The organism is Variovorax sp. DAIF25, assembly GCF_050711835.1.
Taxonomy (GTDB): domain Bacteria; phylum Pseudomonadota; class Gammaproteobacteria; order Burkholderiales; family Burkholderiaceae_C; genus Variovorax.
Window position 1 is genome coordinate 1,939,462 of sequence record NZ_CP136637.1, and the last position, 13,174, is coordinate 1,952,635.

Below are 13,174 nucleotides of genomic sequence, written 5' to 3' on the forward strand. Positions count from 1 at the left end.
CGCGATGAAACCGCATCCGATCGAAGACGCGCTCGAGGCGCTCGCGCGCGGCGCGATGGTGGTCGTCGTGGACGACGAGGACCGCGAGAACGAGGGCGACCTCATCATGGCGGCGGAGTTCGCGACGCCCGAAGCCATTGCCTTCGTGGTGCGCCACACCAGCGGGGTGCTGTGCGTCGGGCTGCCGGCGCAGCGTCTCGCCGAGCTCTCGCTGCCGCTGATGGTGGCCGAGAACACCGATTCGATGCGCACCGCCTTCACCGTGTCCACCGATCTTCGGCAGGGCATCTCCACGGGCATCTCGGCCGCGGACCGGGCTGCCACGATCCGCGCGCTGGTCGACCCGGCGCTCGGGGCGGACGCGTTCACCCGGCCCGGCCATGTCTTTCCCCTGCGCGCAGTGGAGGGCGGGGTGCTGCGGCGCGCAGGCCACACCGAGGCCGCGGTCGACCTGACGCGCCTCGCGGGATTGCGCCCCGGTGGCGTGCTCGCCGAGGTCGTCGACGACGACGGCTCGATGGCGCGCCGGCCGCGGCTGCAGGAATTCGCGAACGAGCACGGCCTGTGCCTGATCACGATCAAGGACCTGATCGCGTACCGGCGCCGCAAGGAACGCATCGTCCAGCGCCAATCGACCGCGCGCCTTCCGACCAAGTACGGCCTGTTCACGGTGCACGGCTACCTCGACACGGTGTCGAAGCAGGAGCATGTGGCGCTGACCATGGGCGATGTCGATGGTGCGCCAGGCGTGCTGGTGCGGGTGCACTCGGAGTGCCTGACCGGCGAGGTGCTGGGGTCGCTGCGCTGCGACTGCCGGCCGCAACTTGACATCGCGCTAGAGCGGATCGCGGCCGAGGGGCGCGGTGTGGTGGTCTACATGCGTGGCCATGAGGGACGCGGCATCGGCCTGCTGCACAAGATTCGGGCCTATGCGCTGCAGGATGTGGGCGCGGACACCGCGCAGGCCAACACGCAGCTCGGGTTGCCGGTAGACGCGCGCGACTATTCGACGGGCGCTCAGATCCTCGCGGACCTCGGCGTCACGAGCATGCGGCTCATGACCAACAATCCACGCAAGTACGACGGTCTCAGCGACTTCGGTCTGGAGATCGTGGAGCGGGTGGCGATCGTCACGCAGCCCCAGCCCGAGAACCTCGAGTACCTTCGAACCAAGCAACGGTTGTTCGGGCATCTGCTCACGCACGACGAAGCGCGCTGATGGGTAAGGAGAGGCAGGGTGCTTCCACGACGTTCGGTCCGCCCCTGGCCGATAGGATGCGATGGTTCGCTTTCGAGCAACTCCGGGAGCAGCATCCGATCGTGACGCCCACTTGTACGCCTTGGGCCGTATCGGCGGCGGAAAGAGGATTGCCTCGTTCATCGCCACGGCCACGCGCTCTTGAATGCCTGATTCCGCGCCCCGGTTGCGTCTGCCCTATCCGGGCGTCCTGTGGCGAGCGGGCGGCGCGCTGAAGTGCCCGCGGAACATCGCGGCGAAATTGCCGCAGCGCACGACCTGATCATCGCTGGCCGGCCAGCACCTGCTGAAACTGACCACGAACCACTTGATTCAGAACCTGGCCAATGCGCAGTTGCGCAACATCAAACACTCTCCGAGTCGTAGCGGGGCATTCCAGAATAGCCGGGCAATCATCGGGATGGAGGAGGCCGGCCATAGCGTGGCCATCGTGCCTGCATTTGTCGCTCCCGATTGTGAGAGTTTCGATGTCGCGCCACAGACGTTGGCCGATCCGTCGTGCCGATCGAATTCTTCGTTGTCAGCAAGAAGGCGCGCCAGAAGACATTTTTCTGCCATATCGGCTGTCTGAGAGGCCGATGTGCACCTCGGTCTTACCCGGTCGCTGGCTATCCATGCTGGCGGCGATGGCCATGGCAGGCTTGCCGAACAACTTCGATCGGCGGGCGGGGTGGGTCTGTAGCGACGCAGGGATCGCCGCACGCTGAAAGCCGCGTGCCGCGCCGGAGCATCACATCCAATCCCAGAGCCTGCGCGGCTTGACTGCTCACCGCTCACGTCCACTGATGACAGGCTGCTCGCCGATCCGGGGGAACTCGCCTCATTGCGCTTCTCGGATAAGCGAGGCGCGTGTCAATCTGCGCCGGCCTTCGCCTCAACCCTGCACGGACTCGCCCCTAACCAACAGGCAGCCATACTCGGGCCTGCGTCAAAAGCCCGGGCGTCGCCCTCATGCTTCGGCCCAGCGCATGTACAACTGCCGCAGCAGTCCATGCATGGCATCGGTTTGCGACTGCAGGTCAAGCCCAACCTCTTCTAACGGACTGCACGCCGGGTTGTCCAACGAGTTCTGACGCACAAGTTGATGGCCGTCGCGCTGCACCGAAAGATCCACCAGCTCTGGCGTCATCTCATGCGACTGCACCGGCAGGTGGCGATCGTGGACGATGACCAGCTGGTTCGTGCAGTGCTCGCCACTCGCGATCTGAACAGAGTTCGACGGCTGCGTGAGTGCGTCGCCATGCCACTGCAAGGTGGCCAGGCGGCGACCCGCATGGGGCCCCCACCAGGCTGCGCCTCTGCGAGCTCGCCGAATCGATCTCACACCAGCCGATCTCGGGACGGTGGTTCGGCCTCACTTCACCGCCAAGGGCCAGGGCCAGCAGCTGGCTTCCCAGGCAGTGGCCTGCCATCGGAATGCCCACCGCGTCAGCCATGCGCATCAGCGCCAGTTCTTCCGCGATCCAAGGCAAAGGAACTTGGGCGGACATTTAGCCCCGCATGAACACCGGCGCCCCGTAGGCGATGGGGTCAGTCGGGACGGGGTCGCCGTCCACGACCCGTATCACGACCATCTTGCGACCGAGCGCGCGCAAGATCGCACGACCGCTCCCGGCGTCCCCACCCCCGTATGCTGAAAAATGGCAATGGAGCGCTGGCCGTGGCTTCCGGGCGCGAAGTTCATTCGCGCGTTTCGCAGACCACCTTGTCGTTCACGATGGTTTCGAGTGGAACGATGTCCTTGATTTGTTCATCCGTCACGGTGAGGTAGTCTGCAGACAACACCACCATGTCCGCAAAGCGTCCGACCTCGATCGAGCTCTTCTTGTTCTCCTCGAAGGTGTAGTAGGGCCCCGAGTTGGTGTAGAGGCTCAGGGCCCGCTCACGCGTGATGGCCTGGTCCGCACCACAGACAAGTCTGCGCGGGTCCTTGCGGGTGACCATCACCGGTAGCCTGTAGCCCCCAGCTCTCGTGTTCCAAAGCGCCGGTGGTCGAAAACTGACCATGCTTGGGGCAGTGCGGCGAAAGCTCCTGAGGCGCCAGGGCAGGCCGGCGGGCAAGCATCACGCGCCAGTGTCTGACGATCGTCGGCTGATGACCGACTGAAGATGCGTACATGCAGCCCCTCCGCCCCCTCGCCATTACCGTCTTTCAGTCAGCCGAAAACGCCTATCGCTGGCGCTTGGTGGAGCTCGCCCCTGATGGCCAGTGGGCTGCGATCGACGAGCAGCTTCAACCGGAGAAGACCTACAGCGCCGCTATGGCCTCCGGCCTAGTGCAACTGCAACGGCTGATTGAAGCCCTTGCAATCGGACCACGCGAGGAAGATCCGGAGGCGCCGCCGGCCAAGCGGAAGGGCGGGCTGTTCGGCTTTGGGTTCGGCGTGCCGAGGACGTAAAAACGCCCGCACAGCGCGGCCTAAGGTAGTCCTGACAGTTTGGTGGCTCAGCAGTTGTCTCGTCGGGCGTCGGCCTCAAGGTGGCCGCGCAGGACGGCGTGGGTCGCAGCGGCAAGCCAGGGTCGTCAATTGCCATGTCGATGCAATCACGCAGTGCGCCAGCGGTTCGTTGACAAGGGAGGCGGCGATGGTGCTGCAGGTTTGCGTAGCAATCGGATCGGAGTCCCTGATAGTTTTTTTGTCTCTTGAATCTCTCCGCTGAATCGCTATGTCACTCACCGGAAGCGCTGGAGACGCCTCCGGCGCTCTGTTCAACGCTTGAATGGAGGTTTTCGCCATGTACCGATCCCTGTTTCCTCGCGACGTTTTCGCGGAGATGGATCGCCTGCAGCGCGACGTGCAGCAGGCCTTCGATCTGTCACCCACTATCCGCGGCTTCGCCCGCAACGGATTTCCCGCCCTCAACGTCGGCGGTACGCCCAAGACCATCGAGATCTATGCCTTCGCGCCAGGCGTCGATCCTGCCACGCTCGAGGTCAACCTGGAGCGTGGTCTGTTGACCGTCGCTGGCGAGCGCAAGAGCCCGCTGCCCGATGCGCAGGCCAAGGCGGCCGTGCACATCAACGAGCGCTTCGACGGACGCTTCCGCCGGGTGCTGACGTTGCCCGATGATGCTGATCCAGAGGCAGTCGACGCGAAATTGCGTGACGGCGTGCTGCACATCACTGTCCAGCGCCGGGCGTCTGCGCAGCCGCGTCGTATCACCATCCAGTGACCCCAGACATTGCCAACTTAGAAAGGAGTAAACGCCATGCGTAACGATGTTCGCACTACCACCAGCAACTCTCCTCATAGCGGCACTGCCTCGCAGGATCGTTCGCGTTACAGCGACGCGGCGTTGACGCCGCCTGTGGACGTGATCGAGGATGCCAATGGCATCACGCTCTACGCCGACCTGCCGGGCGTGAGTCGGGACAAGTTGACTCTGCAAGTCGAATCAGACACCTTGACCATCGAGGCCGAGAGCGATCTCACTGTCCCTGATGGGTTGACTTCCCATCACACCGAAGTGGGCTTGGCACGGTTCCGGCGCGTCTTCACGCTGAGCAAGGAGTTGGACACCGAAAAGGTGTCGGCGGAACTAGCGCAGGGCGTGCTGAAGCTTCGCATTCCGAAGGCCGAGCACGCGCAGCCGCGGCGCATCGAGGTGCAGGTCGCATAACTGGCGCTCGCTGAGCATCCGGCCGGAGGCAGTCATCGTGCCGCGTCCGGCCGATCCAGCCTGCATCATCCGATTCGAATCCGCTGAGTGGCGTTGTCCGTGGGCGTTAAGGGTAAACCCTTAATGAAATGGCGAAGTCTTCTGACGGCCGACCACTGAGAACAGTAGCGACACTTTGGTGGTCAAGGAGCCACATGAATGTCCCGCTTGTCCGACCATGGCAGCGGGGCCACTGGTTCGACTATCTGTGAGGTCCCTATGAAGTACATGAAGCTCATTTCCGCAACGGCCTGGTGCGCGTTCACGATGTCTGCGGCACTTGCGCAAAACCCGGCACCTCCAACTACCCCTGGCCCGTCTGGAGGTAACGCCGCAACTGCCAATGCGCAAGGCGGGTTGACGTCAGAGCAATGGCTTGCAGCAGGAGCGGGTGTCGCCATGTTCGCTGCGGCGATTAGTGGGAGCAATGGCAACTCTGGTGGCGGTTTTGGTCTGCTTCCAGGCACAGGCACCACCGGCACGACCGGAACACGTTAACTGCGATGTGAGCCGGCTCCGGCTCCCTTCCCATAAGGACAGGTGATTTAGACGCGGGAGCCACTACCGCACATTTTGCCTATCTCTGAAATGACGCCTCTCGACTACCTTCGTCTTCTGAGTACCGTCTCCTTCCCGACAACGATCGCAGATCAGGCCCAGTTGCAGCTTGTGTCCAAGTTGGCGTATCTTGGGCTCATTAATGCCGAGGTATCGGACGCCAAGTATGTTCGGCGCACATACCAAGAAGCTGGCTTTGCGAGGATCTTTGGGCTTACGACTGAGGGGATCTTGATGCTCCAAGAGGAAGCCTCAGAATCGGACCTTGCAAAAGCCAGAGAACCCCCTCAAGCGCAGAGCGGCCTGCATGCCTGAGCCCCAAAACTCATAGGGAACATGCTGCCCGGCAATATTTTTTAACAGACACGAAGACGTGAATGTTAGGGAGATTGAGCATGCAGCTTCCCTTGGCGCTTCGGCCTCTAGCTACCGGGCTCCTAGCGGCTATCAACGTTGTCGCCTACGCTACGTGATCAAGACGATCGCAAGTACACACACTCCGACAGTGAACATCGTCACCGTGACCGCGCAGGCAAAGAGTTCGTCCGCGCAGCGGTCGACAAGCCTGTTCTTAGACGGCTTGTTCTTTCTGCTCTCGTTCGGTCGCATCCTGGGTCCTTCAAGCCCAATGGTCGTTACCCGGCTTACTGCCCTCAACAAGCCGGGCGCTTGCTGAGAGCCATATTGTTCCGCAAGGGCGCCATCTTGGTCGAGCGATTCAGGCGAACATCGGCCCATGGAAGACAGCTACAACGATTGGAGCCGGATTAAGGAGGGTGCGACCCTCTCAAGGTCAGCGACGTCACGGTGTAAGCACGCAGTGAAGTCATCTTGATAGCCTGAGAGTCGGCAGGCATCGTGTCCGCGATGAATGATGTGGACGCAATAGATGGGGTGGTTAAGCGGGCCACCCGTCGCAAGCACAGCGCGAGATTCAAGGCGGAGGTTCTGGAGGCATGCCGCCAACCGGATGCGTCTGCTGCGGCGATCGCGAGGCTGTACAACCTGAACGCGAACGTGGTGCACAGGTGGCGCGCCGACGATCGCAAGGCAGCGGCGCCGAAGGCGCTTGAGGTTCCCAAGTTGCCGGCGCCAGCCTTTGTCGCGCTCGATGTGCAGCCCGAAGCCGAGAGGCCGATTCGCGACATCCGCATCGAGCTTAAGAGAGGCAGCGCCACTGCGGTGGTGCACTGGCCAGTGGAGTCGGCCTCGTCGTGCGCAGCCTGGCTGCGCGAGTGGCTGCGTTGATCCGCATCGATGCGGTGTGGCTGGCCACCGAGCCGATCGACATGCGTGCTGGCACCGAGACGGCGCTGGCGCGTGTCGTGAAGGTGTTCGGTGCCGCACATCCGAACCATGCGTACCTGTTCGCCAATCGGCGGGCCAACCGCATGAAGGTCCTCGTCCACGACGGCATCGGCATCTGGCTGTGTGCCCGTCGGCTGCACCACGGCCGCTTCCTCTGGGCTAACGCAAGTCTGGGCACGCAGATGGCTATGACGCGTGAGCAGCTTGACGCACTCGTGCTTGGACTGCCCTGGCAGCGTGTCGGTGCAGCGGGCGTCATCACCGTGGTGTGATCGCAGGCGGCGGTGCAATTGCTGCAAACGCCGATGACATTCGTGCGCTCGGTCAGCACCATACGTGCTCATGGTGGATGCCGAACAACTGAAGGGCCTCAACGCAGAGCAACTGCGCGAGGTGACCCTCCGGCTCATCAAGGACCGCACAAAGCAGCAAAGCCAGCTTGAGGCCAAGGACCGCTCGATCGAGACGCTCACGCGCGAGGTCACGTTCAAGACCGCCAAGGTCGATCAGCTGACCCACGAACTCGCGCAGTACAAGCGCCTGCGCTTCGGCAAGAGCAGCGAGAAGCTCGACGCGGCGCAGGCCAGCCTTCTGGATGAGACGCTCGATGCCGACCTGGCCGCCATTGAAGAGGAGCTGAAGCAGCTCCGCCCGCCACCCAAGACTGAGGACAAGCAGCAGCCGCGTCGCACGGCGCTGCCGGCAGACCTGCCGCGCGTCGACATTCACCACGAACCCGAGTCGACTACTTGTGCATGCGGCTGCGCCCTCAAGCGCTTCGGTGAGGACGTGGCCGAGAAGCTCGACTACGTTCCCGGCGTGTTCACCGTCGAGCGGCATGTTCGAGGTAAGTGGGCCTGCGCGAAGTGCCAGACGCTGATCCAGGCGCCGGTGCCCGCACAGGTGATCGACAAGGGCATCCCGACAGCCGGCCTCCTGGCACAGGTGATGGTCGCCAAGTACGCTGACCATCTGCCGCTGTACAGGCAGGAAGCGATCTTCGGGCGCGCTGGCCTGGCCATCCCTCGCTCAACGCTCGGAGCCTGGGTCGGCGCCTGTGGTGTGCGCCTGCAACCGCTGGTGGACGCACTCAAGGAAGCGATCCTCGCTCACCGCGTTCTGCATTCCGACGAGACACCGGTAGCGATGCTCAAGCCCGGCACCGGCAAGACTCACCGTGCGTATCTGTGGGCCTACACGCCCGGCGCCTTCGAAGACATGAAGGCGGTGGTTTACGACTTCGCCGACAGCCGGGCTGGCCAGCATGCGCAGAACTTCCTGGGCGGCTGGCGCGGCGCGCTGGTCTGTGATGACTACTCCGGCTACAAGGCCCTGCTGGCCAAGGGCGTTGTCGAAGCTGGCTGCCTGGCCCATGCGCGGCGCAAGTTCGTCGAGCTGCACACAGCCAACAAGAGCCAGATCGCCGAGGCCGGAATCCAGTACTTCACTCGGCTCTACGAGATCGAGCGTGAGGTGAAACACTTGGACCCCGATGAGCGGCGTCGGATACGCCAAGCGCGGGGTCGACCGATCGCCGAGGCGCTGCATGCCTGGATGATCGCGCAGCGGCTCAAGGTTCCAGAAGGTTCAGGGACAGCCAAAGCACTGAACTACAGCCTGAAGCGCTGGGCCGCGCTGACGCGCTACCTGGACGACGGCAACTTGCCTGCAGACAACAACTGGGTGGAGAACCAGATCCGGCCGATCGCCGTAGGCCGCAACAACTGGCTGTTCGCCGGAAGCCTTCGTGCCGGGCAGCGGTCCGCCGCCATCATGAGCCTCATCCAGACCGCCAAACTCAACGGCCACGACCCCTACGCCTACCTCAAGGACGTCATGACGCGATTGCCAACGCATCGGGCGCGCGACATAGCGGAACTCCTGCCACATCGCTGGGACGCGGCTTAGTCACGGCAAGGCGTAGTTGTGGTGACGGAGGCAACTCTCCGTCATGTTTGGGTTCGGAAGATCGTCCAGTCGTGAACGCAGTAACCGACGACCGGTGTAGAGGCGTGCTGTGACACGTCGGCCTCCACAGCGACTATCGCGATTCCTGGGATGTACTCGCCCTCGCCATCGAGGCGGTAATACATCTCGTCTCCGCCGTCGAAGTCGAGCTCCATAGTCGGTGACAGCAGCGACAGCATGTCACCGACCCGCACTCCTTCGTAGGCGCCAAGATAGCCCTCGAAGACGTAAATGCACCTGAGCACCCCACCGGGAGAGAACACTAGCCGGACGACGTCTGAACCAAAGAATATGGCGGTTTCCCCAGGGTCGCCAAAGTTCCGAAGAACAAGAGCTCCCTTGTTCTCTGCCAGCGCGGCCACGAGGTGAAAGCCCGGTACATGGTCCTTCCTGCTTGCACCATGCAGCAAGGATTCAACACTTGACAGCGATTGCCCAATCTCGAATCCCGCGGCAGATGTTCCGGGTACAAGTGGGGCGTGGAGATCAAGCATTTGCACGTATCAGACCGTTTGAGAGCGACCATTGTGCGACCGCTACCCACCCACGGCAGAAGACGTCAACATGACTTCTCGGGACGCTTACGTCACGGTGTCAGCCATGGAAGCGGACCGCTCGGGTGCTGGCAGGATCGACGGTCCATGGACTGGAGCGTGATCGGCGAGCACCGCATCCAACTGCGCCTGCAGATCCTCGGATACCTCTGGTGTGAGTTCGGCCGGCGGGTGCGGGTCGAAGCTGGAATGAGTCGCTTGGAGGAGGCCCCTCATCTGCGAGGTATCGGCTCTCGCTCACAGGTCCGGTAGAGCTTGAGGGGCCCTTCGACTCAATGCGAACGCTGCTTCTTTCCGTGGAAGCTGCGATGCGCGGTTCGCGCCGCATAGGCTGCCTTCGCTTGATCTACCGCAACTTGCGAAAGCAACTGGACCTTGCCGCAGTTATCGCACAGGTAGGCGCGCATCCACCAGAACACCTTCATCCATCTGCGCCGCTCGATGCGGCCGAGGTGGTCGACGCTGCACGTGCAAGGGGTGAAAACGGTCATGGGAGGACTGCGTGTAGTGGTTAACCCCACTGATTCTGGTGGGTTTCCGTGACGTTTGTCTCCACTTCGTTAAAACCTAGTCCTACAGTCTGTTTCGAAACCCCGAAGTCACATTGTGAGCTTCGGGTCTTATGGGCTGTGCGACTCGGAGGAAATCGTTCCGATGGATCTGCTTCGTCGGATCGAACGCGCCACTCGACGAGAGGCTGTTCTGCCTCAGTGCCCGGTCGGATATACGAAATCAAGTTCGATGGGTACCGGCTGCTGGGAAAGGTTGATGGCCACGCGCCTTCGCACGGATGCGACGAAGCGGTTTCGGTAGGTCGTAGCCAAGTTGGCAAGCTGCTCGGCAAGCATGAATCTTGAAAGGGACGTCTGTGCGCTGGACAAGCGAAGCAGGAACGACTTCGACTGCCCAAAGGATTGGGCGACGCGCGGGCGTTGAGACGCCCGCTTTGAACTGATCGTATTCGGTGCATTCGACCTTCTGGTCGAACGTCGGATCGGCAGCGCCGGCAGCCACTGGTTGAGCGCAAGATGGCGCTCGCAGCACTTCTCAAGAAGGCCCCCGAGTACTCTACGTTGGGCATTTTCCAGCCCACCCAGGCCAGCTGGTCCTCCCAAAGGCGGTAATTCTCTGGACGTTAGAGGGCCTCATGGCGAGCTCGAGTCCAGCATCCACCAGCCTAGCATGTGGTTGCAAGCTTGGGGAAGTTGAAACGCCAGGGCGCTTTGCGCGTGGAACGGTTTAATCGCTGAAATTGCGCTCTTGACCGGAGATCCACCTAAAGGCATCTTTCTTCAGGGCTTCGGCGAGCTGAAGCCGGGTCCTGTAGACGCCAGAGGAATTGATGGTGGACTTGACGTGATCGCCTCGCAGAATCTCTGCTCGAATCTCGCCATCAGCTTGCGGTCGCCCTTCATGTCCTCGGTCATCGGCGTGAAGGTCAGGCTCGGGCAGACGGCGTTGAAGCGCACGCCGTCCTTGCCGTGGTCCAGCGCGAGGGCCTTGGTGAAGTTGACGATCGCGCCCTTCGAGGCGTTGTAGAACCCGAGCGCTCAATCGCCGCCGAGCCCCGAGATCGAGCCGGTGTTGACGATGCAGCCGCGGCTCGCGATCAGGTGCGGCATCGCCGCGCGGCAGCCATGGAACACGCCGCCGATGTTCGTCGCCATGGTCCTGCCCCAGCCACCCAGTGGCGCCTCGGTCACGCTGCCCTCGACCGCAATGCCTGCGTTGTTGAACAGCACGTGCAGCGCGCCGAAGCGCTTGATTGTGGCGGCCACCAGAGCTTGCACCTGCTTGTACTTCGAGACGTCGGCGACCTTGACCAGCGTGCGCTCGGGCGGCAGGTCGGCAGCGACGCGCTCGAGCTTGGCCTTGGTGCCGCCGGCGAGCACGACGCTGGCGCCCTCCTGCGAGAAACGGCGGGCAGTGGCTTCGCCGATACCGGAACCGGCGCCCGTGACGATGACAACGCGATCGGTGAAACGTTGCATGCTGCTGCTCCTAGATGTTGAGGTGCAGGAGCTTGTGGCGGGCATAAGGCCAGGATGTCGGCCTACGGCGATTGCGCTGTCGGACGCTTGCCTGTCGGTTCTCAGTCCCGATATCTGCGTACGCTGAGTTCGCCGTCACTTTCTAACCGCGCAATGCGTACCTCAGACAGATCCGAGATCCCTTTTTCGCGCAGCTTGGACAGCAACTCCTCCACGGTGATCAATTCGCGGCGCAGCGTGCGCTGAAGGATCCTGCCGTGTTTGACCAGTGGCTCGGCCGGGGGTTCTAGAAGCCGAGAAACCGTCGGGGAATGGTAGCTGGCCCAGTCCAATGCGTAGTTCCATGCGATCAGCGTCGAGATGAGTACGAGCCCATCCCCAATCGTCTTGTAATCACCCTGCATGGCGTTGCTAGACGCGTCGGCGATCAAGACGACAAATAGTAGGTCCGCCACGCCCAGTGATCCAACTCCCCGTCGCAGCAAGAAGCGGAAAACGATCAAAAGAAACCAGTAAACAGCCGTTCCTCGCAACACCATTTCCGAGAGAGGTGTCTCGATTCGCAGCAGATCCAGAAGTGATTGCATGAGTTCAGCCAAGCGGACACAGCACTCTGATGGTCCGAACGACGGTGCGTTGTCCCGCCGCCGTCTTGTGTAGGCCGGCGTGACGGCAGTGAGCCGGAAGATGGAACTTCCATCGTGCCGGGGCACCGGTGTCAGACGAGGCCGCAAATGACGCCACGTCGCATTCTCGGGAGTTCCTTCACGATGAAGAATAGCGAGGCGTCCATCAAGCAATGAGTTCGCTCCATGCCTTCACGAACCTCGGGCCTTCTCGCATCCGAAAGCGCGGCAGGCCATACCGCGTTGTTGATCATCGACATGATCAACTGCTGGGACTTTCCCGACGCTGACAAGCTGCTTCCTGGCGCTGCATCGATCGCGCCACGCATCGCGGCACTGAAGGCTCGCTGTCGTCGCGACGGTGTGCCGGTGATCTATGCGAACGACAACCGCGGCCGCTGGCGATCTGATTTTCCGGCACTGGTGGAGGAGGCGCTGCGCCAGGGCGGCCTTGGCTCAAAGATCGCTGCCGCTCTGAAGCCCGAGGCGGACGACTACTTTGTGCTGAAGCCCAAGCAGTCAGCATTCTTTGGCACTCCGCTGGAATTGCTGCTGCAGCATTTGAAGGCGCACCGTCTGATCCTGACGGGCGTCGCGAGCGATCAGTGCGTGCTCGTCACTGCGACCGAGGCTGGCATGCGCGATCTCGCAGTGGTGGTCCCCCGCGACTGCGTGGCGTCCCAATCGAGGATGCGAAACATGCTGGTGCTCCGCCAACTTGAAGAGTTTCAGAAGTTACCAACCACACCCAGCACGCGGCTGCGCTTGATCTCTGGTCCGCGCCGCGCTTGACGACACAGGCGCGACTGAGGCGGCCTGCACTACGGTCGCATGAAATGGCGATTTTCAGGAGGCAGCGAGGCTGCCCGTCACATTGCAGCGCTGCCATCCGGCGATCGTTGTTCGCTGCGCGTGCCAGGATTAGTCCATGCTGCGGCGTCGCCACCTTGCCGTCACCGTCGTTCAACCTGCTGCGGGCGCTTTCGGCCGGAGACTGGTGGAGTTCCTGTCAGGGGCCAGTGGAGCCCAATGAACGGACAACTCCATCCGGAAAAGGACTGCAGTGCTGCCATGGCGGCCGGCTTGCTCCGTTTGTAAGGAATGGTCGAAGAATCGAACGTCGGGCCGCGCGAGGACGAGATGGTTGTGCCTGCCGCAAAGAGGACATCGGCATGTTCGGATTCGGCTTCGGTTTAGCGAAGTAGCAGGGGGGCCAAGGCGCCGCGGCCCTCTAGAGTGCCTGCATCGGTA

General features: G+C 62.4%; 14 protein-coding genes and 2 pseudogenes. 9 read left to right on the forward strand and 7 right to left on the reverse strand.

Annotated features, from left to right (window positions below; genetic code table 11):
- The first annotated feature begins 4 nt into the window (after window positions 1–4).
- Window positions 5–1,219 carry a bifunctional 3,4-dihydroxy-2-butanone-4-phosphate synthase/GTP cyclohydrolase II gene (locus tag R0232_RS43380; protein ID WP_431513483.1) on the forward strand — a complete coding sequence of 405 codons (1,215 nt, stop codon included), beginning with the start codon at window positions 5–7 and terminating at the stop codon, window positions 1,217–1,219.
- Window positions 1,220–2,207: 988 nt separating this feature from the next.
- On the opposite strand, the gene R0232_RS43385 is transcribed toward R0232_RS43380, so the two are convergent.
- From R0232_RS43385 to R0232_RS43395, 3 genes and pseudogenes are all read right to left on the reverse strand, one after another.
- Entirely contained in the window at window positions 2,208–2,510 is a 303-nt protein-coding gene (locus R0232_RS43385; RefSeq protein ID WP_431514679.1) for a hypothetical protein, read from the reverse strand.
- A gap of 133 nt (window positions 2,511–2,643) precedes the next feature.
- A pseudogene (locus R0232_RS43390) lies at window positions 2,644–2,748 on the reverse strand (type 1 glutamine amidotransferase); the annotation flags it as partial.
- A 190-nt stretch (window positions 2,749–2,938) separates the two neighbouring features.
- Window positions 2,939–3,202, reverse strand: a complete 264-nt coding sequence (locus tag R0232_RS43395; protein WP_431513484.1) for an amidohydrolase family protein — start codon at window positions 3,200–3,202, stop codon at window positions 2,939–2,941.
- A 173-nt stretch (window positions 3,203–3,375) separates the two neighbouring features.
- Between R0232_RS43395 and R0232_RS43400 the strand changes: the two genes are divergently transcribed.
- From R0232_RS43400 to tnpC, 7 genes are all read left to right on the forward strand, one after another.
- On the forward strand, window positions 3,376–3,657 hold the full coding sequence (locus tag R0232_RS43400; RefSeq protein ID WP_431513485.1) for a hypothetical protein: 282 nt from the start codon (window positions 3,376–3,378) through the stop codon (window positions 3,655–3,657).
- Window positions 3,658–3,994: 337 nt separating this feature from the next.
- The gene (locus tag R0232_RS43405) at window positions 3,995–4,432 is read left to right on the forward strand and encodes an Hsp20/alpha crystallin family protein (protein WP_208512598.1); all 438 of its coding nucleotides are present in this window, start codon (window positions 3,995–3,997) and stop codon (window positions 4,430–4,432) included.
- Between the two features lie 36 nt (window positions 4,433–4,468).
- Complete coding sequence (locus R0232_RS43410; RefSeq protein ID WP_208512599.1) at window positions 4,469–4,879, forward strand: Hsp20/alpha crystallin family protein; 411 nt, start codon at window positions 4,469–4,471, stop codon at window positions 4,877–4,879.
- A gap of 1,102 nt (window positions 4,880–5,981) precedes the next feature.
- Window positions 5,982–6,152, forward strand: a complete 171-nt coding sequence (locus tag R0232_RS43415; RefSeq protein WP_431513486.1) for a hypothetical protein — start codon at window positions 5,982–5,984, stop codon at window positions 6,150–6,152.
- Window positions 6,153–6,343: 191 nt separating this feature from the next.
- Window positions 6,344–6,724, forward strand: a complete 381-nt coding sequence (locus R0232_RS43420; RefSeq protein ID WP_431512397.1) for a transposase — start codon at window positions 6,344–6,346, stop codon at window positions 6,722–6,724.
- On the forward strand, window positions 6,721–7,056 hold the full coding sequence (gene tnpB / locus R0232_RS43425; RefSeq protein WP_431512396.1) for an IS66 family insertion sequence element accessory protein TnpB: 336 nt from the start codon (window positions 6,721–6,723) through the stop codon (window positions 7,054–7,056). Before R0232_RS43420 ends, tnpB begins: the two co-directional genes overlap by 4 nt.
- Window positions 7,057–7,126: 70 nt before the next feature.
- Window positions 7,127–8,692: an IS66 family transposase gene (gene tnpC, locus R0232_RS43430; protein ID WP_431512395.1), complete on the forward strand. Its 1,566-nt coding sequence runs from the start codon at window positions 7,127–7,129 to the stop codon at window positions 8,690–8,692.
- Between the two features lie 41 nt (window positions 8,693–8,733).
- Here the strand turns inward: tnpC and R0232_RS43435 are convergent, their stop codons facing one another.
- The 4 genes and pseudogenes from R0232_RS43435 to R0232_RS43450 form a co-directional block, all read right to left on the reverse strand.
- The gene (locus R0232_RS43435; RefSeq protein ID WP_296779176.1) at window positions 8,734–9,246 is read right to left on the reverse strand and encodes a hypothetical protein; all 513 of its coding nucleotides are present in this window, start codon (window positions 9,244–9,246) and stop codon (window positions 8,734–8,736) included.
- 332 nt (window positions 9,247–9,578) lie between these two features.
- Window positions 9,579–9,797 carry a hypothetical protein gene (locus R0232_RS43440; protein WP_296779178.1) on the reverse strand — a complete coding sequence of 73 codons (219 nt, stop codon included), beginning with the start codon at window positions 9,795–9,797 and terminating at the stop codon, window positions 9,579–9,581.
- Between the two features lie 801 nt (window positions 9,798–10,598).
- Window positions 10,599–11,342, reverse strand: a pseudogene (locus R0232_RS43445) (SDR family NAD(P)-dependent oxidoreductase).
- Between the two features lie 56 nt (window positions 11,343–11,398).
- Complete coding sequence (locus R0232_RS43450; RefSeq protein ID WP_208512602.1) at window positions 11,399–11,884, reverse strand: DUF421 domain-containing protein; 486 nt, start codon at window positions 11,882–11,884, stop codon at window positions 11,399–11,401.
- A 225-nt stretch (window positions 11,885–12,109) separates the two neighbouring features.
- Here R0232_RS43450 and R0232_RS43455 point away from each other — a divergent pair, with 225 nt between their 5' ends.
- A complete protein-coding gene (locus R0232_RS43455; RefSeq protein WP_296779183.1) occupies window positions 12,110–12,715 on the forward strand; it encodes an isochorismatase family cysteine hydrolase in 606 nt (201 codons plus the stop codon).
- Window positions 12,716–13,174: the final 459 nt, after the last annotated feature.